At 31.9% G+C, this 22889-nt stretch carries 15 protein-coding genes, 1 tRNA gene and 1 rRNA gene; 11 read left to right on the forward strand and 6 right to left on the reverse strand.

The window, feature by feature from the left end:
* Positions 1 to 360, reverse strand: a 16S ribosomal RNA gene (locus tag N4A31_06115); the annotation flags it as partial.
* Positions 361 to 971: 611 nt separating this feature from the next.
* A tRNA-Lys gene (locus N4A31_06120) sits at positions 972 to 1047 on the reverse strand.
* A gap of 106 nt (positions 1048 to 1153) precedes the next feature.
* On the opposite strand from N4A31_06120, the gene N4A31_06125 reads away from it, so the two are divergent.
* Complete coding sequence (locus N4A31_06125) at positions 1154 to 1909, forward strand: 3-deoxy-manno-octulosonate cytidylyltransferase (protein ID MCT4635794.1); 756 nt, start codon at positions 1154 to 1156, stop codon at positions 1907 to 1909.
* Between the two features lie 94 nt (positions 1910 to 2003).
* A complete protein-coding gene (locus N4A31_06130) occupies positions 2004 to 3647 on the forward strand; it encodes a hypothetical protein (GenBank protein ID MCT4635795.1) in 1644 nt (547 codons plus the stop codon).
* A 169-nt stretch (positions 3648 to 3816) separates the two neighbouring features.
* Here the strand turns inward: N4A31_06130 and N4A31_06135 are convergent, their stop codons facing one another.
* Entirely contained in the window at positions 3817 to 4446 is a 630-nt protein-coding gene (locus tag N4A31_06135) for a CatB-related O-acetyltransferase (GenBank protein MCT4635796.1), read from the reverse strand.
* Between the two features lie 94 nt (positions 4447 to 4540).
* On the opposite strand from N4A31_06135, the gene N4A31_06140 reads away from it, so the two are divergent.
* Positions 4541 to 6316: an ABC transporter ATP-binding protein/permease gene (locus N4A31_06140; protein ID MCT4635797.1), complete on the forward strand. Its 1776-nt coding sequence runs from the start codon at positions 4541 to 4543 to the stop codon at positions 6314 to 6316.
* Entirely contained in the window at positions 6309 to 6452 is a 144-nt protein-coding gene (locus tag N4A31_06145; protein ID MCT4635798.1) for a hypothetical protein, read from the forward strand. The genes N4A31_06140 and N4A31_06145 overlap by 8 nt, the downstream gene beginning before the upstream one ends.
* A 175-nt stretch (positions 6453 to 6627) precedes the next feature.
* Here the strand turns inward: N4A31_06145 and N4A31_06150 are convergent, their stop codons facing one another.
* Positions 6628 to 7023, reverse strand: coding sequence for a DUF4260 domain-containing protein (locus tag N4A31_06150; protein MCT4635799.1), 396 nt, complete (start codon positions 7021 to 7023; stop codon positions 6628 to 6630).
* A gap of 292 nt (positions 7024 to 7315) precedes the next feature.
* Between N4A31_06150 and N4A31_06155 the strand changes: the two genes are divergently transcribed.
* A complete protein-coding gene (locus N4A31_06155) occupies positions 7316 to 8173 on the forward strand; it encodes a hypothetical protein (protein ID MCT4635800.1) in 858 nt (285 codons plus the stop codon).
* Positions 8174 to 8264: 91 nt separating this feature from the next.
* Here N4A31_06155 and N4A31_06160 read toward each other — a convergent pair whose 3' ends face one another.
* A complete protein-coding gene (locus tag N4A31_06160; GenBank protein ID MCT4635801.1) occupies positions 8265 to 8981 on the reverse strand; it encodes a hypothetical protein in 717 nt (238 codons plus the stop codon).
* Between the two features lie 110 nt (positions 8982 to 9091).
* Here N4A31_06160 and N4A31_06165 point away from each other — a divergent pair, with 110 nt between their 5' ends.
* Together N4A31_06165 and N4A31_06170 are read left to right on the forward strand one after the other, a co-directional pair.
* A complete protein-coding gene (locus N4A31_06165; GenBank protein MCT4635802.1) occupies positions 9092 to 10273 on the forward strand; it encodes an NAD(P)/FAD-dependent oxidoreductase in 1182 nt (393 codons plus the stop codon).
* Between the two features lie 110 nt (positions 10274 to 10383).
* A complete protein-coding gene (locus tag N4A31_06170; GenBank protein ID MCT4635803.1) occupies positions 10384 to 13860 on the forward strand; it encodes a hypothetical protein in 3477 nt (1158 codons plus the stop codon).
* A 122-nt stretch (positions 13861 to 13982) separates the two neighbouring features.
* On the opposite strand, the gene N4A31_06175 is transcribed toward N4A31_06170, so the two are convergent.
* The gene (locus N4A31_06175) at positions 13983 to 15206 is read right to left on the reverse strand and encodes an MFS transporter (protein ID MCT4635804.1); all 1224 of its coding nucleotides are present in this window, start codon (positions 15204 to 15206) and stop codon (positions 13983 to 13985) included.
* A 147-nt stretch (positions 15207 to 15353) separates the two neighbouring features.
* On the opposite strand from N4A31_06175, the gene N4A31_06180 reads away from it, so the two are divergent.
* The 4 genes from N4A31_06180 to N4A31_06195 form a co-directional block, all read left to right on the forward strand.
* On the forward strand, positions 15354 to 15596 hold the full coding sequence (locus N4A31_06180) for a hypothetical protein (protein ID MCT4635805.1): 243 nt from the start codon (positions 15354 to 15356) through the stop codon (positions 15594 to 15596).
* 163 nt (positions 15597 to 15759) lie between these two features.
* Entirely contained in the window at positions 15760 to 17682 is a 1923-nt protein-coding gene (gene tkt / locus N4A31_06185) for a transketolase (protein ID MCT4635806.1), read from the forward strand.
* Positions 17683 to 17686: 4 nt separating this feature from the next.
* Positions 17687 to 18502, forward strand: coding sequence for a DUF1189 domain-containing protein (locus N4A31_06190; protein ID MCT4635807.1), 816 nt, complete (start codon positions 17687 to 17689; stop codon positions 18500 to 18502).
* A 72-nt stretch (positions 18503 to 18574) separates the two neighbouring features.
* Positions 18575 to 22889: PEP/pyruvate-binding domain-containing protein (locus N4A31_06195; protein ID MCT4635808.1), on the forward strand; the 4315-nt coding region annotated here is incomplete at its 3' end.

Genomic DNA, 22889 nt, shown 5'->3' on the forward strand with positions numbered 1-22889 from the left:
CATTGTGCAATATTCCCCTCTGCTGCCTCCCGTAGGAGTCTGGACCGTGGCTCAGTTCCAGTGTGGCTGATCATCCTCTCAGACCAGCTACAGATCTAGGACTTGGTAGGCCATTACCCCACCAACTATCTAATCTGGCGCGGGCTCATCCAGTAGCGATAAATCTTTAATCTCTCGATACTATACGGTATTAGCAATCGTTTCCAACTGTTATTCCGTACTACTGGGTAGATTCCCACGTGTTACTCACCCGTTTGCCACTAACTAATCTCTAGCAAGCTAGAGCTTCGTTCGTTCGACTTGCATGTGTTAAGCATACCGCCAGCGTTCGTTCTGAGCCAGGATCAAACTCTCAAATTTAATCCATGTTCAATATTAAATCGACAGGCTTTTGTTCGCATCACTTTACTATGGTATATTTTACCGTAAGTGATGGATAAGTTTATTAAAAACTACACCACCACCTACATTTCTTCTCTAAACAATTTCATACAACATTTGGTAGAAGGAGTTATATATCGATTCCTTTTGTATGTCAATAACCAATTTCAACTTTTTTTGATTATTTTTCATTTTTTTTCAAATGAGCCAAATATCCCCATAAACCTTATAATATTAACTACATCACAATGTTTGAAAAATCATATATTCAGAATGATCCACCTAGTGTTATTTCTCTTATATTAATATGATTGTTTTTAATGGGAATATATTATAGATCCTAAAATCATTTAAGGGGCCGTTGTGAGATAAGGTTTTAGAGATTTTGGTAGTTAAAATTTTTTCTTGAGAGTTTTTACAAGAATTTTTCTATCAGAAATTAGAGATTAGTCTCAATAAAATTATAACATAATTTCATTTTTAACTGTTATAGCTTTATTCTATCATCTTAAATCACTTTTCCTACGACCTATTTGTGACCTAGTATTTATTTTCAAACTTTTGTGATTTATTAAACCTAGCGGATTTGTTGGTGTGCCCAGTAGGATTCGAACCTACGACCCTTTGATTAAAAGTCAAATGCTCTACCAACTGAGCTATGGGCACATAAAAAAGAACAGGCTTCTATTTGTAGCAAGATTATAAAACTTGTCAATCATAAACTTTCGATTATGCTGTTAAATATGAGAATATTTTTAAATAAGGTATGTAAATGACTAATTTAGATGATAAAACTGTAATTATTATTCCAATCCGTATGGCATCAACTCGTCTACCAGGAAAGTTTCATGTTGATATTGAGGGGAAAGAAATGATCCTTCATGTAATTGATCGTGCACGTGAATCTGGTTTTAGTAATATTGTTGTAGCTTGCGACCATCAAGATCATTTTAAACTAGTTATGGATTATGGTGTTAAGGTTGTGATGACAGGTGACCATCATCAATCAGGCTCAGACAGATCTTATGAGGCCTTGAACATTATTGATCCGGACAAGAAATTTGAATATATAATTAATTTACAGGGTGATATGCCATTTTTTGACCCCTCTTCTATTTCAGGAGTGGTGCAAGAATTAGATAAAGACCAAAGATCTGATATTGCAACCATGGCGGCTTTGATAACTGATATGGATGATGTGAAGGATCCTAATGTGGTGAAAGTGGTGTTTAATGATAACCATCATGCACTTTATTTCTCAAGACTGCCAATCCCATATTCAAAAGATTTATCTAAGGCAGATTATTTCTATCATGTGGGGATATATGCCTATCGCCGCGCTGCGCTTAAAAAATATATAGAGCTTCCTCAAAGCACTCTTGAAATTACTGAGAGATTAGAGCAATTAAGGGCTTTAGAAAATGATATGATCATTAGAGTTGGAATATCTAAGGAAATTCCCATTTCAATTGATGTGCCAGAAGACCTAGGACATGCTAGAGAGCATGCTAGAAAAACAATCGGATAATTTTTTACAGTTTGTAGCTTGATCACAAACATTGACAGAAATTAACTTTTTTGTTATATATTCCCTCGCATTAATTTTATTCCCTGTTTTATTTATGTATATAACATTGGCTTTAACAGCAGTTTATACTGCTTCTTCTTATATTTATTCTTTTAATTATTACAAGAAATGTAAATTTACTCCAGAATTTATGATAGGTAGTATAACTAGCATCACTCAAAATATGAACAGCAAGGTTATTTCTATGTTGATTTCAGATCAAGTTACTCCAGAGAATTATATGGATAAGTTGGTAAAGATCTCCAAAGAACTAAAATTGTCTACAATGAATTATATCAACTTGGTAAATTATATTGAAGTATTTGGACTAAAAAATACACAAGCCGCTCTAAATTCTATAGTATCACTGGAAGAGCTCTTGGAGGAGTCTTTACAAGCCTTTCCAAAACAGACATATCTTCATCTTCCTTATTATCAATATATAAAGTCAAGCATAGGAATAATAGGAACTAGTGAATTTATATATCAACAATTTGATAAAATAAAATTAATTTATGATTACCAGAGTGGTCACTTAGACACGGTGGGTATTATTGAAAAATATGGCATAGAGAGCGTTCTAACTTTAAAAATGATAAAAGCTGATTTCTCTAAGATAAGTGACTATAATATTTATGATATCATAATGGAGAATGGCATAGAATCTATTAATCTTCTAAAAGATGCAGGTGCAGATTTTGACAAAATGAGTGGACGTTATATTACTTTGTTAGCTAAAAAATATGGTAAGGATTATATTTCGTTGTTAAAAACTGCTGGTGCTAATTTTGCTAAACTATATGGATATAATATTGTTGATATTACTATAAAACATGGTAAGGATGCTCTACAGTGGTTAAAAGATGCGGATGCAGATTTTAATATGTTAGGCCCAGATGATATTGCCCATCTTATTGTAAATTATGGGCTGGAAATTATTCCTTCTTTTAATGATCTTGATATTAAGATAAGTAAAATGGGCGGAGGCGATATTACTGCCGTTGCTAAAAAATATGGTAAGGATTCTTTATATTACTTAAAAGATGCTGGTGTAGATTTTAGTCAGATGGAAGGAAAAGATATTATTTTTATCTCTACGATTTATGGTAAGGATTGTCTAAAGTTATTTGAAGAATGGAGAACAGATTTTAGTAAGTTTCTTGGCAAGAATATAGTTGATTTTGTTAGACATCATGGATTAGAAAATATCTCATTTCTAGCTGCAATAGGTGGAGTTGATTTCTCTAAAATGACTGGAGGTGATATTGTTGCCGTTGCTAAAGAATATGGTAATGAGTCTCTCTGGTTATTAAAAGACTCAGGTAGTGATTTTGATATGTTAGGGCCAGATGATCTTTCTCATCTTATTTTAGATCAAGGGTTAGATGTTGTTGAGTTCTTAGGTGATGTAAGTATTGATTTTGCTAAGATGGGCAAAGAAGATATTATGCCTGTGTTAAATAAGTATGGTAAAGGCGGGATTGATATGCTACATGCGGTTGGAGCTGATTTTAGTAAATTATCTAACAATGATATTAATCATCTTGCTAAAGAATATGGTGCGGAAACCGTAGGAGCACTAATGGAGCATGAGGATCAGGTTTGGTATAATTCTGAAATTATTGATAATGAATCTATAGTTGATCGTTATTATTCTGGATGTGATAGCGCTATGAGCAGTTATGCGGACAGCTTATAAATTCTTTAAATCGATTATTCTTTTTGTTTAATTTGGTATCAATCCTGAGTTTTACAAAATTATAGCTAACTCACGACAAGGTGGTTGTCATTCCTGGCGTTTTAGCGCCGATAATACAGTTTAAAGCTTTTACTGCCCCCTCCTCCCAAGGGTTACGAAAAACTTAAGGCTATAACTCTTTATTCAAATGCTTCTTCCATAATCCATCAATATCGGCTGATCTTAAATATTTTAAATTGCGCTTGATAGTTTCTCTGTCCCAATCCCACCATTTAATTTGTAATAATTTCTCAATATGGCTATCTGAGAAACGTTTTTTAATGAATTTTGCTGGGTTTCCTCCCCAAATTTCATATGGGCCTATGTTTTTAGTTACCACTGCACGGGAAGCTATAACTGCTCCATCAGAAATTTTAACTCCAGGCATGATAAGGCTCTCAGCACCAAACCAAACATCATTGCCAATTATAGTATCTCCCTTCCATTGATGACCGGGGAAGCCTGTGTTATCAAAATCAATTAAGGGATGGGTGGCAATCCAGTTGTAATTATGTCCCTGCGTTCCACACATCATGAATTTAACTCCAGTGGCAATGGAGCAATATTTTCCTATTGAGAGTTTATCTATTTCGCTTGGATCAACTTTATTATCAATTTCATCTAAGTACATCACGCATTCTTCAAAATTTTTTCCATGATAATATCCAGCGTAATAAGATCCTTCACCGGCAGTTATATGGTGGCATTTAAGATTGTCACGAATGATTACAGATTCTCGGTAATGTTTGAATGGATTCATAGGGAGCTATAAATTAATTTAGTATGTTTAAGTTTTTATTATATAATTACTTTATAAAAAGAGCAATCTATCTTATAGATAGGAGTAATATAAAATGCAAAAAGAATTACCAAAAACCCTTTATCCATTCATATGGCATTTTTTACGAAAATATAAAATCACGGTTGCAATCTTTGTTTTTTTAAGCCTAATGGCTGGGTTATGGGGGCCATTTAATAGTCTTTTACTCAAAAATATAGTTAATCTATCGGTGGATGGAAAGAATGTTTCTGTTTTGATTTTGCCTATTAGTCTAATTGTTATCAACTTTATATTATTTGATAACTTTACTTGGCGTGGGATTGATTATATTCGCTCTAAATATGTGCCATACATAATTAATAGTGTAGTAAGTGAAACTGTGGAATTTGTTTTAGGTAAGTCATATCAATTTTATCAGGATCATTTAACAGGGAAAATTTCAAAACAAATCACCAACTTGGCGGATGGAATTGAAAAACTAATAACAGATGTTGCTTCAAATTTCTTAAGAGGTTTTTCAACATTAATGGTTACTTTTATTGTAATTTACTTTGTAAATTATCTGTTTTTCATAACTATGCTTATATGGATAATATTTTTTGTAAGCATTAGTGTTGCTATGTCAAAGAAGCTTAGCATACTTTCTAATATTCAGGCTTCAAGAGAATCAAAAATTGTGGGAGAGATGGTTGATTCACTGTCTAACCATAATAATATTAGAATTTTTGCGCAGAGTTCTTATGAAAAACTAAGAATGATTCCTTTTTTTAAGAAGCAACGTGAAGCATATAGTAATAATTATTTCTATGCTTTTATCCTACATTGCGTGCAAGGAGGATTAATGGCTATTTTAATGGGGATTTCTGCTTATTGGTTAGTTTTGCTTTATAGTGAAGGCTTGGTTACTATTGGTGATTTTGTTTTAATTCTTGGGCTTTCAATGGAAACCGCTCATATAATGTGGTGGACAATGTCTGTAGTGGATGATTTTAATATAGCTATTGGGAAATGCAAGCAAAGTATTGCTTCATTAATGGAGCCAATTGAGATTCAAGACCAAGAAAATGCCACCTCCTTAAATTGCAGTAAAGGAGAGATAGTTTTTGATAAAGTTAAATTTCATTACAAGGGTTCAACACCACTTTTTGAAGACAAATCAATCACCATAAAACCTGGGCAGAAAGTTGGTCTAGTAGGTTATTCTGGTAGTGGTAAAACAACTTTTGTAAATCTTATATTAAGGTTGTATGAGATTAATGAAGGAAAAATTTTGATAGACGGTCAAGATATAAAAACTGTTACCCAAGATAGCTTGCGTAAAAACATTGCCATGATACCTCAAGACCCCACCTTATTTCATCGTTCAATCATGGATAATATTGCTTATGGTAAAATGGGGGTTAGTGAGGAAGAGGTCATAGAAGCTGCTAAGAAAGCTCATGCAGATGAATTTATCAATAATTTACTTGAAGGTTATGATTCATTAGTTGGAGAAAGGGGAATTAAGTTATCAGGTGGGCAAAGACAAAGAATATCAATAGCAAGAGCATTCTTAAAAGATGGTCCCATTTTAATTTTAGATGAGGCCACATCACAATTAGATTCAATCATAGAAAACTATATTCAGGATAGTTTATTTAAATTGATGGAAGATAAAACCACTCTAGTTATTGCTCACCGCCTTTCAACTCTGTTGCATATGGACCGGATATTAGTGTTTGATAAAGGAAAAATAGTTCAAGATGGATCTCACGAAGAATTATTATCTCAAGGTGGTTTATATAAAACGATGTGGAATGCACAAGTTGGAGGATTTTTACCAGAAAGAATGGAGAGTAATTATGAGTAATGAACAATCTATAGTAATTTATCAGAATGATAAGGATAATGCGCAAGTTGAAGGTGGACATAATGTTTTAAGACAAATTGAACATTTCAATCTTGATACAATTATATCTGTTGGTTCTCGAATTAATTCTAAGTAAGGTACTCAATTTAGGAAATGGGCTACTAAAGTATTAAATAGTTACTTAACTAAAGGATATTCTATTAACCAAACTCAGTTAGATGGCGAAGGAATTGAAGAACTTCAGCAAAGCATTAAGTTATTATCTGATACGTTACAAAGCCAATATTATAGTGTTATCTAATAATTATTCTTTAATATCTACCAATATTTTTTAGATGGGTGAATCTAAAACCATCAAAGTATTTTAATCCAAATCCTAATGTTCTATAGAAACCAATATGTGCTATCCAGATAACAATGAGGTAGTTAAGTTCATCAAGAGAATAATACCAAAAAATAGTCCCAATAACTAATGGGCTAATGTATGAATGCATTAAATTATAAGAAAATGTTCCAACTTTCTTGTTTATAAAATACCCTAATAAACTAATATCTGGGATAAAAAATAAAATGAAGAAAGTTTTCCAGGGGGTTTCCAGTGCATTTTGATAATAAATAATCATCGCAATTAACACTACCAAAGCTTCTGCCCTTAGAATCCAGGCAACGTATCCACTAACTTCGTTATGTTTGTTGGAATATAACATAATATTTTACTCCAAGAAAAAATTATAAACTTAAAATCAAATTAAGTTTAAACTATATTTGATCAGATATCAATGTTAGTGAATTTGAAGCAGAATTAGCAATTAGCTCCATATAATCCTAATTAACCTGTTCAATATACAGGGAATATATAAGGGGGATCTTTCTTAGTTATAAGATGGATATATATTATAAAATTATTTTAACTTACGTGAATTATTAGTTGACATTTATTAACGCTTTGTTTATTATGCTCCCTGTAATAATTAATTCATTAACTTAAATGGGGTAAATATGGTTAAGAGAAGTTTAATAAAACGAATGCAGAAAGAGTATGGTGAATTTAAAATTGATATAAATACAGGTAAAGTTACAACCAAGAAAGATGGTGTAAGTAAAATGTGGAATTCTCAAAACGAATATAACACCAACATAAATACCCAAGGCCGTGAAGAAGTAAAAATTAAAGACTACAACCATTATGAATTCTATAAAATTAATGATATGAAATTCAGTTGTCCAACAATTACTGAAAAAACAGACGGTTTATCAGATTTAAAAAAATTATCTCCTGTTGAAAATATATGTGATAAATTAAAGTATTTGCAAGCTTCTATTTCATATAACTCGGGCCGTATGAGTAAGCTAGGAGATGAATATAAATGTTCAAAAACTTATTATAAATCTATGAGTGTATCAGATCCAAAACCAACGCCAAATTGTAATGATAAAATTTATAGCGATTTTGCAGATAAATTTTATAAAGCAGACCAATTAACTCATTATTTAAAGTATAATTTTTATGTTAATAAAGAGTTTCTTCTTTCGGATTTATTGCAACAAGCAAAAATAACTGAAACTGCATTCAGATCATTAATGGAATTTACCTTGCAAAATAAGGATAAAGTAAATGAAGCTTTTGAACTGGCTGATTATGATACGAATATAGCAGGAGGCATGGCTATATTTACTAGTATATTTGCAGCTCCATTTGGCATGGCCGCGCATACATTAAATGTGGCAGTTTCAAATAATGAATTTGACGGGAAAATAAATAGGGCTATGTCTGATGTTCAGTCAATTATTAATTATGCCCAAGAGATTTCATCGTTAATGGGTGAGTTACCTGATCAAAGTACAATCCATAATTAAAGAAATTGCAAGTTCTGAAGTCTTAACAGAAGAGAAGATTTTAAGTTATTTGGTTTCAAATTTTCCTGTCTTAATGTATAGTATTTCCTCTTTATAAAAAGAAATCCAAAGCCTTTAGCACTTTTACCTTTAGCTCTTCAGAAATAAGATCATCACGATAGCTAGTGTGAAATGCCTCCACCGGCTTAATAACAACCCATTCAAGCTCCATTCTTTTTGGATTTTCTTGAGTACCTTCATCTGGCAGAACACCAACTTCTGTTGAAGTATCATTAGCTTCAAACATCAGTAATCGCTGTTTACTTCCAGGTTTGATAGGACATCTTCTGCCATCAAAAACAATTGTACAAGAAATTCTATCTTCAAAGTTATTGCTGAAAAATTTTGCCATATCGCCACCATTTGAATGACCCGCGATAATAAAATTATCAAAATTAAAATTAGGATATTTTATTCTTAATTCATCAATAACAAATAAAATACTTTGCTGCCCTCTAAGCCATAGATGTTTACGCCCCTCAACAGAGGGTAATTTAGGGTCAATTGTTTCCAAGCCGTCTGTATCACCTGCTAAATCATGCTGAATAGAAATAAACGCATAGCCTTTGCCAATAAAATATTCAGCTAAATATTTCCATTTCCTATGAGCTAAAACATTACCTGGCTTCACTAAATCTTTTTGATCTTGATATCCAGGGTTAAATATCACCACCGGTAAAGAGTCTTTTATTATCTCTGGCATATAAACCAGTACTGGCACTTGCCGATTTCTAGAAGGGTCAAATAAATCTAAATCTATTATTTTCATATATGTTCTATATTATCTATGTTATTAAGTGTAATGATTATATCCTAAAAATAGACTTTTTCTTACCAACATGTTATTTTTCTGCAAGAAAGATTTAAATTATCAATAAGATGATTCATAACAACAACAAATATGACGTGATTATAATTGGTGCTGGGGCAGCAGGTTTAATGGCAGCAGCAACTGCCGGCCAGCGCGGGCGAAAAGTTTTGCTACTAGAAGCCAGCAATAAAATCGGCGCGAAGATTAAAATATCTGGCGGTGGAAGATGCAACTTCACCAATATAAATGCCAATAGCCAGAATTATATATCAAAGAATCCTCATTTTATTAAATCATCCCTTTCTAGATATAATCAACATGACTTTATAAAACTAGTTGAGAGATATAACATTGCCTATCATGAAAAAACTCTGGGTCAATTATTCTGCGATGGCCCCTCTTCTCAAATAATAGATATGTTAATTAATGAATGTAGAATAGCAAATGTGGATGTTTTATTAGAAACATCCATAGCCAACATAACCAAGGAAGGATTATTTAAACTAAAAACAAATAAAGGAATTTTTACTAGCGAATCTGTGATCATTGCCAGTGGCGGGCTTTCCATCCCTAAAATGGGAGCCTCAGATTTTGGCTATAAAATTGCCAAGCAATTTGGCTTAAACATTATAGAACCAAAACCTGCTTTAGTGCCATTAACTGTTTCAAAAGAAGACCTTGAGTTTTATAAAACTTTAAGCGGCATATCTATAGATTCAATAGCTTCCTATGATAAAACTAACTTTAGAGAGAATATTTTATTTACCCATAGAGGATTAAGCGGACCAGCAATCCTGCAAATATCGTCTTATATTAAAAATCTAAATCAAGATAAAATTCAGCTTAATCTCCTTCCTCATTTAAATTTAAACAAATTATTACTAGAAAATAGACATAGTAAATCTCAGCTTAGCAGTTTCTTAAAAGAATATCTGCCAAAAAGATTTGTAGACAATTTCTGTACAAATAATTCTAAAAGACTAATCGACTATAAGACAAAAGATTTAGAGGATATAGCTAATCAACTACATAGATTTATAGTCAATATCAATGGCAGCGAAGGCTATGCAAAGGCAGAAGTAACCAAAGGCGGGATTGACACCAAAGAATTATCCTCCAAAACCATGATGGCTAATAAAGTACCTGGTTTATATTTCATTGGCGAAGTGGTGGACGTAACCGGTTGGCTGGGAGGATATAATTTTCAATGGGCCTGGTCCTCTGGCCATGCAGTTGGTTCATACGCATAAGTTAACACTTCCATCTTATTAAGCGATTTTTTTAATAAAAAACTAGAGTTTGATTACCTTATGTGCTATAGCTAATCAAATTTAACTGAGGATACTGAGGATAAAGATATATGGATCAAGAAAAACAAAATTTTAAACATGACACCTACTCCCATCTTGGAATAACTCCTGAAGATGGCACCTTAAACGAAGAAGAATTATTAGAATATATTGGAATAAATCAAGAAACATACAGAGAAATAATTGCTGCTATAACAGCAGAAGTCCAAGCATATGCCAATGACCCAGAACTTCCTGCAGAACAAGACGAAAAAAATTATTTAGACCTGATAGTTGATCTGTTTAATAAAGAAAAAGATGAAATATCCCAAGAAAAAACGAAAGTAGAATCAGGAGCTAAAAAAAATAATCTCACCATCTTAGAGCAATTGCTTAAGGAATATCAGTTTACTGATACAATTCTAAACCATAGCAATGAATTCAATAATCAGATTGTTAAAATTAATATGATTATAGAGCTCATATTAAATCATTTCTCACCCCTAATAAAAAGCAACATACAATATAAGTATGACACAATCTATTGTGAAGAAATATTACAATTACTAGCAAAAAAGGTAATTTATAATTTAAGTTTATATGGAGTTGATCCAAGAGTAATAGCATTGAGCAATGCACATTATTATTTACCTTCACCTATATTGGATGAAATCACTAATCAAATTACAGAAGCACAATGGAATGAAATACTAAACAATGAATCTATTGAAGATTTTGTTAAAATAAATATTTATCTTCTTTCAAAACAAAAATCTCAAGAAGTAATCAAATATTTACAAGACACAACTAACAATTTAAAAGCAGATCAAGATTTCTTAAGAGAAATCCATATGATTTTTAGCATGGCAATTAATTGGAATAATAAATGTATAATTCAATACATAATTGATAGATTTTTTAAAATAACAGAGTCTGCAGGGAAAATTTTATCTGAAGTTTTTATAAGAGGAAATTACGAGGTTTGTTTAAAATTCATCCAGCCAAAAATATGGAATAGTTACACGGATGAATTAAAAACATTAATAATTGAAACTATTATTCTAAGATCTGGAGATATAACAGGCGCGAAACTTATAACTGAACTAAAAAATCAGAGACTCATAACCTTAGAACTATTTAGCTATATTGCGCAAAATATGCTGTATGAACAAGAAGCGCAAATTATTAAAATTCAAGAAATACTTCTTCCTATAATAGCAGAAAATATTGCTAATAAATGGGATGTTCATGAAGATAAAATTGGTCTATTAAAACTTATTATAATAATTCATCGAGGTGATCAAGAAAACGTCATTTTAAAACATTTACATAATGAAGTATTACTTAATTACAGTCATTATAAAACCGTTTTCAACATACTAAGAAACATGGGACTACAAGGCAAAGCTAAGAAATTATTCTCTAAATATATTAAATTACTAAAAGCAGAAAATAATAAGGCTTTGCATGGGAAAATTTATATTCCTGGTGAGAATGAAGATGCTTACGCTACTGGATATACAAAGGAAGAATTTATTTCTAGTTTTAAAATATTAAACGAAAAAGAACAGTTAAGATTCATCAAAAAAACAGCTAATAAAATAGAAAAAATTATTAAAAACAAAAACTTAAACTTCAAAGAAAAGAACGAACTTATTAAGGCTAAAATAAAGAAAATAGAATTTATAATTGAGGAAAAAAATAAAACTTATAAAGAACAACAAGCTGCTGAAAAAATTATTTTAAAAATTCTAGTTAATGGTTTATCAGAAGAGATAGGATATGATCATTCGGTTATTAAGATTTTAAAAGAAATCGCTGAAAATAAAGATCTTTCTCTTAAAGAAAGAATTGATACAATTGAGCGCAAAATGGAAGAATTAGAACATCTTCTTCCACAAGAACTGCGTGATAATGTAAAGAAAACCAAATCTGAAGCAAGAAATATAGAATCACTAATTCCTCCAGATGTATATCAATTGGCATATGATAAAGCTGTTAAACTTAAAGAAGAAGTTGCTCAATTTTATTCTAGTCTTCTTTTGGAGGAAGGTGATGAGAGCATGGCCATAACACCAGAAACTTCTTCAAAAAGGAAAAAAAAGACAAAAGGTCGTAAAGATAAAAAAGAAGAAAAAAATAATGAATCAAACGGAGGAAAACTTCTTTATATTGAAATTGGTAAAAATGGGCAAATTGGAATTGCAACATCTTCTGGCAAAAAGCACTTAGCAGTAGAAAAAAATGAAAAGGAGTTAAAGCAAGAAGAAATACGTACACTATTATATTCTGAAACAAAAACCTTTCAAACAACACACCCTTCTGATAACCAAGTAAAGAAAAAGAACGAACCTGCACCACAGCCAAAACCATCTCCTAAAAAAGAAATAAAATCTCCACAAGAGCAAAAAGTTTCTCAAGTAAAACTTTCACCGAAAATAGCAGTTCAAGATGATAACAGGCAACAAGCATCTAATATAGAAGAGGATCAAATAAAACCACTTTCTGAAAAAGAAGTAGAACATAAAGCAGGGCAACATTCATCAAATAATGAAGATAAAACTTATACTCTTAAAACAATCTTAAATATTCCCCAAAAACTTGGTAAAAAACAGAAATCATCTTCAGAAATAAAGAAACCTGCAAAACAAGAATCAAAACTTCCTATTCAAGTGGATGAAGCAAAGCAAGATCATATAGTAAATCAACAAAAATTTATCTATCCACAATGCAATACATATTATGTTAATTTACAAGGGAAAATAATTGAAGCATTTACACTTCCAGGTGCAGACTTTGCCATAAATCAATATGGAGAACATATTTCAATTGCTAACACTCAATTATTTAAACAAGATTCTTCACAATCTACCACTCTTAGAATACCATGCAATATACATTACCTTGATCAAAATCATAATAGAGTCGAAGGTTTCTTGCTTCCAGGCGCATCTTGCATCATTGATGAATATGGTAATCAGTTTTCAATTAATTCTGAAGTCCATAACCCTGCACCACCTGCACAGCAAGTATTAGTGGTTGAATACCACCACGTAATCTATATCCCCGTAGTTCCTGCATCTAATTATAGCTCATACCCTCCTTATTCTACCGGAGGTTATAATATGCAAAGCTATAATAATGAAAATAATCACCCCGGAGGTGGTGGTGGCTTCGGCGGTGGAGCAAGATATGCCAATAAACACAATAATAATGGAGAGAGCAACAAACAAGAATCTTCATCTAAAAAACCAATTATTCTCATTACCACTTCATTAGGAATGGTCAAAAAAATAATACCTTCTGCTGAAAGACAGGAATTTGAAGAATCAATCAAAGAAACTAACGATAGATTAAATAATCAATATAAATTATCTATCAAAACAGATGAGATGGATAAATTTGAATTTATGAAACCTTATAACGCTTCCTATGTACCAATTGATATAGATGATAATTTAATGCCTAAGTTACCCATATTTCTTGAAGGAGGAGTTAAACTAGCAGGAGCTGAAGAGGAAGGAATGAATTTAATGCCTGTTATGTAAAATGGAAATTTTTCCTTATCTTATGATATACTAACTTAAATCATAATTATAAGGAGTATAAAAATGCTAAAGAACACCATTAATTCCTATGGATAAAAAGAATGTTACCCTTCAAATAAAGATTAACCTTCTTCCCTATGCCCCAAATTGGCTATATTCACCAGGACAAAGATGGATAACCCAATTAATATAAGCCACATAGCAAAAGGGCTTTTCCAGTGGTCAGAAAGTTTAGCTACTAACATTGGACTGAAAGCCATGATGGAATAACCCATATTATAGCAAACAGTGGTTAAGGTGAATCTGGCTTTGGATGGAAAAATTTCAGCCATTAAAGGAAACATTAAAGTAATTAAACTAACCGTAATGGTTTGATAGATAAATAAACCTATTAGCAAATTGCTAAAGCTATGGCGCAGCCATAGGAAGTTGATAACTAACCCTAAAAATATTGCTGATGCTATAACAGCTCTTAATAAACCAGCTTTAGATATTTTATGAGTTAGATAAGAAAAAACAGGTGCATAAACAACTGCCCATACTAAAGAAATAGTGATTGCTAAATATACTTCCTTCACCTCATAACCATAAAACTTAGGAATAAAACTTGGGAAGAATATATTCATAATAACTAAAAAAGCCTGTAAAGAAACAATAAGAGTGGAATATATAACATTCTTATATTGAAATATTAAATCTGCAAATACAGAAGATTTATCCTTAACTTCAGGAGTATTAGGTAATTTCTTTCTCATTAAAGCACTTACCAAACACAAGGCTGATCCAATAATAAATGGAATTCTCCAGGCAAAACTTAAAATCTCTTCTAAGGTAAAAACATTCTCTAATATATATAAACTTGCAGTAGCAAAAATTGCCCCTAAAGATGCTCCAGATATTACAAAACTAAAACTTCTTGTGGGAGCATCAGTGTTTTGTTTAATTAAAGTCATTGCACCGGGAAGTTCCACAGCAAAGCTTGCTGCCTGTAACATCCTTAAAACAACTAAAGTTATTGTGGCTGTGATTCCAATTTGACTGTAATTAGGTATAACAGCAATTATAACAGTTGATATTGCTAAAATGAAATTACTTAAAATGAATATTCTTTTTCGATTAGTAGTGTCACCTAAAATGGCAAAAACCAAACCACCTAAAGGGCGAACTATGTAACCTAAAGCAAAAAATGTGAAAGCCTGTAATTGACTAATCCAAACGCTCTCACTGGGAAAAAATAATGGCCCTAAATATCCACTCATTAAGCCATATATCATGAAATCATAATATTCAAAGATACTGCCTAAAGTTAGAAATAAAGTGGATCTCTTGGTCTTTGCGTTTATCATAATTATGCTCCTTATTGCTAAGAAAGCATAATATATCATCTCTATAACTGCAATAAGATAATAAATATAAATTGATCCCAAGAAATAAGAAGTTTACACTTTAATAATATGGATATTTTTCTATATAAACTTAAAAGGAGAATTAAAATGAAAAAAACTACATTAGGAATAGTAGCACTCACAGCAATATCATTGGCGACTATTGCTCAAGCTCGACCAGAACCAAATAAAGGAACCGCAGTGGGCGCAGTAGTTGGAGGAGTAGCAGGAGGGGCAGCTTCTTATAAAGCAACGGGTACACCTGCAGGAGCAATTCCAGGTGCCATAGTTGGAGGAGCAGCCGGTACTACAGTCAATGATGCTATAGATGAAAATAATCAAGATCAGTAGAAATTAATTTCTATCATTATCAAGGATCTAGTCTTACATAAAACATAGATCCTTGTTAAAATTCTCACGAAAAACTCCCAATCTTTTATATGGCTTACTCCTTGAACAAACATAATATATTTGTATAATAAAGACAGACCAATAAAATATATCTTAAAAATTCGTGGACGATAAAAATTACAAATTAATGGCAAATGCCATTCGATTCCTAAGCCTAGACGCTGTTGAAAAAGCAAATTCTGGTCATCCAGGAATGCCCATGGGAATGGCTGATGTAGCCACAATTTTATACTCTGAATTTTTAAAGTTTGATCCTCAAAAGCCCGATTGGCAGAATCGTGACCGCCTTGTATTATCAGCCGGTCATGGTTCAATGCTTATCTATTCTTTGCTATATCTAACTGGATATAAAGATATCACTTTAGAAGACTTAAAAAACTTTCGTCAACTAAAAAGTAAAACCGCCGGTCATCCAGAACATGAAAAACTCTCTGGTGTTGAAACCACTTCCGGCCCATTAGGACAAGGCCTGGCCAATGCAGTTGGAATGGCCATCTCTCAACAAATGCTAGAGAATAGAGGAAGCGAAATTGATCATCATACTTATGTAATTTGCGGTGATGGCTGCTTGATGGAGGGAATCTCCCAAGAGGCTATATCTTTAGCTGGTCATTTAAAACTAAATAAGCTTATAGTGTTATTTGATGACAATAAAATTTCTATTGATGGCCCCACTGACCTTACCATTTCTGATGATACTATTGCCAGATTTAAATCTGCTGGATGGAATGCTCAAAGCATTGATGGACATGATTTTAATCAAATTAGAAACGCACTTCAAACGGCCCACACTTCAGATAAACCAACTATAATTGCTTGCAATACTGTTATTGGCTATGGCTCTCCCAACAAAGGAGGCACAGAACAATGTCACGGGGCAGCTTTAGGCCCAGAAGAAGTATCTCAAACGCGTAATAATCTAAACTGGGATTATCCTCCGTTTGAAATACCTAAAAACATTTTAAAATTATGGCGCGCAGTTGGAAAGAAACATAAAGCTAATAATAAAAATATTGATTTTAAACTTCCAGATAATTGGAATAATAATCTAAATATATTAACGAAGAAATTAGCTCTAGAAAAACTAAATATTTCAACTAGAAAAGCATCTAGTATGATTTTAGAAGCCTTGACAAAAGATATTCCAAATCTTCTTGGAGGATCAGCTGATCTAACAGGATCTAACTTAACCAAGCCCAAAGATTTTCATGCCATAACAGCAGATGACTTCTCAGGAAATTATATTTATTATGGCATTAGAGAACATGCCATGGCAGCCATAATGAATGGTATTGCATTATATGGAAGTTTCATCCCATATGCTGGAACTTTCTTAGTATTTAGTGATTATTGCCGCCCTGCAATTCGCCTTAGCGCATTAATGGAATTGCAAGTATTATATATTATGACGCATGACTCAATTGGCCTGGGAGAAGATGGCCCCACCCATCAACCCATTGAACATTTAGCTTCATTAAGAGGAATTCCTAATTTATATGTCTTTCGTCCTGCTTGCAGCGTGGAAACAGCAGAATGCTATGAAATTGCTATGAAATTACAAAATTCTCCAAGTTTATTTTCTCTAACTCGCCAAAACGTGAGCGCTTTAAGAAGTGATTCATCTAAAAATCTATCTGAATTTGGAGGATATATAATTTCTCCACATGATGGAAAGCTTCAAGTTACAATTTTTGCCACTGGCTCAGAAGTAGAAATTGCTATTGAGGCCCAAAAAGATCTTCATAACATAAATATTGGAACTAGAATTGTTTCCATTCCTTGCTGGGAAATATTTGACCAACAATCTGAAGAATACAAATCAGAATTACTAGATAATTCTAGTATAAAAATAGCTGTGGAAGCTGGAATAAGACAAGGCTGGGAAAAATATATAGGCAGAAATGGAATATTCATTGGAATGAAAAGTTTTGGCGCTTCTGCCCCAGCAAAAGAATTATATAAATATTTTGCCATAACTAAAGAGAACATTGTTCAGAAAGCACTAACAAAATTAAATCTAGGATAAAATGATGACCTTAAAAAACTTTTTTAGAATAATAATTCTCTCTTTTTATTCTCCCAATTTATATATTGAAGTAGCAAAAAAATGGAAACATTGGGGGCTCGGATTCTTACTTAAATTCTCAATATTAATATCCCTAATCTCTTCTATATGTTTATTTATTTTTGTTTCAAATATTAATTTTAAAAATCAAGATTTTGTCTCCTTCATTCAACAAATACCTGAAATGAAAATAATTGAAGATAGAGCAGTTTTTGTTGATGAGAATATAACATCACCTATTTATGTGGGGCCTGTAAAAAATTTTTTAGTCGTGGATCTTGATGCCAGAACTTCTGAGAAATATCCAGACACGCTAATAGCATTCACAGCTTATGGAATGGTTATGAACCTACTAGACTCTTCTTATTTTACAATTTCGTATAATGATTTTCTAATGGATCAAGATGAAAAAATAATAAACACCTCTTCATTGATCTCATTCATGTTAAAAACCCAAAAGAAACTGCTCGCAATAATTATTATTTTAGGAGTAACATCGGGTAGTTTAATATATTTTGCTATAACCTTATTTAAAACTGCTTTTTATGCTTCTGTTGCTAGTCTTTGCTCTGGAGCCTTTAAGTTTAAACTAACTTTCAAGCAATTACTAAGACTTGCAATTATTGCCAATGCTCCAGCATTCATTATTTCTACTGTATTTATGCTAATATTCTTTAATAGCAAAATAATGGCAATGAGCGAATTCATTTCCACAACCCTATATCTGTTATATTTTATGGGTGGAATTTTGTTTTATTTAAAATCACAGAAGAATAAATAACCCCTTTTGTTAATCAAAATTTAAGACTTACTGACTAAAATAATACTTGGTATATAATTAGGATATATTGTCATGAAAACTTCTTATCCCCAGGAGCTAATAGATTTAGCTAAAGATAATGGTTATAAAGCAGCTAACCTTCAATTCTTAGATCAAATACTTCTTGAATTCAATGAGCTCCAAGGTGATGGTATAGAGATTGAAGTTCCAAAATATATCAGCATCTCAAATCAAAATATAATATCTCATTTAAATGAATATGCACCTTTATGGCAAGAGAAATGGCAAGAATTTACCCAAGCTCAAGGAAGCTCAACTGAGAATTTAACTCCATTAGCAATTGATAAATTACACGAGATTCAAGAAATGATTCAAGTAGCTTTCAATGATAAAAGCCATAAATTTGTTGTTGAAGGAATGGAAGAAGGCGCAAAGCAAATGGTGCGCAGCACCGGCGATGAAGACAGAGTGGATGTGGCAAATCCTGGCGGGAATGAAAGTGTACCCTCAGATGGGGATAAGATTAGCTCATCTATTGGGGCAGTAATTTCTTCTTACTTTAGTGAAAAGTCAATGTCGCAAAGACTTAAATCTGGGGAAGAAATAACAAAAAGCCCCCCTTTAATGCCATGTTTAATTCAAGAGTTAGTTGGAGAAACTTCTAAAGATAATCTTCCTCCGGTTTCTGGAATAATTTATACAGATAGTAAGAATGTTAGGGTTCAAGCAGCATATGGCCATGGTGAATTAGTGGTTAATAGTAAAGGTAATTTTGATAATTTCTTTGTAACTAATGAAGATGTGGTTCATCAATATATTGGCGATAAAAAAGTTAGAATAGTTCCTGTTGTTAATCAGGCCGAGAGAAAAATGGAATTAGAAGAAATTGAAAATTCAGAACTTGCTCATAATCCATCTTTAAGTGAAGAACAGAGCATACGCCTGGCTAAATTCTCTAAATTTGTGCAGAGCAAATATGGTATGCGCATGGATATTGAATTTGTTTATGATCCAAATAACAATAAAATTAATATCGTTCAAGCAAGACCGATACCTGAAGGAAAAAGAAGAGGAATGGCCCCTTCTGCTTTGAGTAATGACTTTATCTCTCAAGAAAAACCTCAATATATTGATGGAGAAGTTATAACTCCTGATGTTATGGTTGCTAAAAAAATAACTAACAAAAAAGAGGTTATTGTCTGCAAAAGCATCGACCAGGCCTTAAGTAGCTATTTAAAAAACAAATCTAATAACATTAGAGCAGTTATTATTGATAAAACTGCACCTGACACTTCTCATGAAGCAGGTTTTTTTACCTCACAGGCGATTCCAGTTATTTATGCAAATGATTATGATGAAGTTGAAAAATGGGTACAAAACTTGGAGAGAAATGTTTTAGTTATTGATCCTCAGCATGGATCAATTTATCAAATTGATAAAGATCAATATCAAGATGGTTTGATTGAAGAAGGAATATTTCGTTCAAGCTTGGCAGAACATGTTACCCCAATTAAACGTGAATTTATCCAGGGACCTAGTAATGAATCTCCTAAAGTTCAGGCACAAACTATTGGTGAATTAGTGATTGAGGCCAGGAATAATCCAGATGCAACCCAAAAATTATTCCGCTATATCCATGATGAAATAGGCCCAAGAGAAACAAAATTATATGGAAAGAAAGAAATAAAAGATGATCTAAAAAAGCTTCTAACTTTCCCAAGCACAGATTCAGAATTTACTAAACAAAAAGAAACTTTAGCAGATTTACTTAATTTTGTTACCAGTATCAAAAACGAGAAAGAAATATCCTCATCCACTTATGAGCAATTGATCATCACCGGAATAGAGCTGTATAAAGAAATAAAAGAAGTGGAGGCTAATCCACAGAACCAGGAAATTAGGCTAAATTATTTGAATATTCATCAGAAATTAAATGGTTTAATTTCCTCAAAAGGAAAATCTGGTGTTTTATCCACTTCATTATTTAATGAAATTGCAAAATATGACCAACGTAAGATATTAAAAACCGAAGTGAAAGAAGCAGGCTTTAACTTAAAGCAAGTGGATGAAGAAAAATTCTTAAAATTAGCTCAGCATAAAAAGCATTTGATAAATGATGAGGATCATCAAAAATGGTTGTCATTTTGTTATAAAGAATGCCAAACAACTAAAACTGCAGAGAAACTAGAAACTTTAGTAAGTGACATTGTAAAACTTGATTTAAAAGATTATTGGCTTAATGTTAATTTTCTTGATGCTTATGAAAAAGGCTCAGATAAGGCTCTTGCTAATCTTGAGCAAGAATATGAGCAAATTTTAGAAGCAAGTACAGACATCCTAAAAGCTTCGAAGTTAATTGACCGAATGGAGCATCAAATAGGGCAATGGGCTGAACCTAAAAACTTTAAGAAACTTTTTGAAAAAGAACTTCAGCCTAAAATTAAAGAAATCACCAATCTAATTAAACTTGATGAAGAGAATAAACTCAGTTCATCCTTAGCAATAAAACAGCTTTACCGTATGGTTGACGCAATTGATTTATCAATTAAGCAATTGCAGAACTCCCCCTCATATGAGAATAAAGAACAACAAGTTCAAAACTTCAAGATGATGTTGGGTGAGTTCTTTCAAGTGATGGAAAATCAAGTTGGAGATCTCCATCCAGAAAGAATCCTGGCTATGAAAAACTTCTTCAATGAAAAAAGCGCTTCTAATAAACCAAATGAATTACTTCCATCTTCATATTTCTCTGTTATTAATGCTGGTTTTTTTCAGGATAATCCTGTGGGTTTTAATAGAGGTTTTACAGGTTTACCAAACAAAAATCTAGCTGATTTATATACTTTAGTTCACCAAACTTCGTTAGGATCTATTGGCGCCAGCACAAACAATATTAACAAAAATCTTATGAACAGATTGCCTCAATTTGTAAAAGAAATAGATAAGAAGCTACTAGAAGATAGAAGCAAAGTTTTTAAGGATTATGATAATAGTAATAGTGTACAAACGCTAGAGAAGTTATCTTTATTATATATGAGTTATTCATATCCACATATTAATTTACATTACAATATTCCCCTAAGAAATCATTCGGGGAATTTAATACTAAAATATAATGTTGATAAACAAAGCATAGAATTAGATTATACAATGTTTGGACATTCAGCATCTATAGGAAATTTAAAAGGTCGATGGGAAAGAATTGAAGATCATGCATTCTTATTATTTGAAATTTTTTCAGATGCAAAATTAACTTATCATAAATCTGACTATAATGACATAAATTTAAAAATAGAAATAACTAGAGATATAAAAAATATTGAAGAAATAGTCCAAATATTGAACACAATATCAGATGCAACTAATGATTTTGCAACAGGTATTATATATGCTAATACAAAATTAGAAATGGCCTTTAGTAATATTGGTGGAGATATTTCTAAAGGAGCAAATGAATTTGGATTATCAAAATTTATACTGGATGCTCATAAAGATTCCATAGGGAATATAGACTCTAAAAATCTCTACAACGTTGTTAGAAAGTTAAAAAATGACTCAAGCAAAGAAACAAGGATTAATCTAGAAAAAGAAGCATTAATGCGATTAATGTCTATGGATAATAATGGTATTATTAATCATAAGAAGCTTAAAGAAATAACGCAAGAATTTAAAGATAAGCAATTAAGCGCAAGTGAATTAGCAGAAGGAGATCTTTCTAAATTATCCATTTATGCTGCTTCAATCTTAACTACAAAGCTAGCAATGGAAAAAGATTATACAAATGCGATGAAGGCAGCAAATTTAATAACCTCCAGTGGGCAGAAGAATTTTGCTATAGAGAAAGGATTTACAGATTTAAGCATTGTATTAATAGAAAAGGGTAAGATAAAAAATGCCTTATCTATAATAAATAGTGTTGAAAATGATGGTTTATTACAGATCATTGCTAGTAAGTTTATTGAAAAAAATGATTTTGAAAATGGATTTAAAGTAATTGATAAACAATCTAATGATGCTAGAGATAAATTCTTATCAAATCTTGCCAGTAAGTTTATTGAAAGAGATGATCTTGAAAATGCATTTAGAATGATAGATAGAACTACTGATGGATATGCTTTGTTAACTATCGCCATTAAGTTTATTGAGAGAGATGACCCTGAAAATGCTTTAAAGGTAATAGATAGAACTACTGATGGATATGCTTTATCATCTGTCGCCATTAAGTTTATTGAAAGAGATGATCTTGAAAATGCATTTAGATTAATAGACAGAACTACTGATGAATATGCTTTATCAGAAATTGCCATTAAGTTTATTGAAAGAGATAAACCTGAGAGTGCTTTAAAGGTAATAGAAAGAATTACTGATGGATATGCTTTATCAAAAA

This window comes from Rickettsiales bacterium (assembly GCA_025210695.1).
Lineage (GTDB): Bacteria > Pseudomonadota > Alphaproteobacteria > Rickettsiales > CANDYO01 > CANDYO01.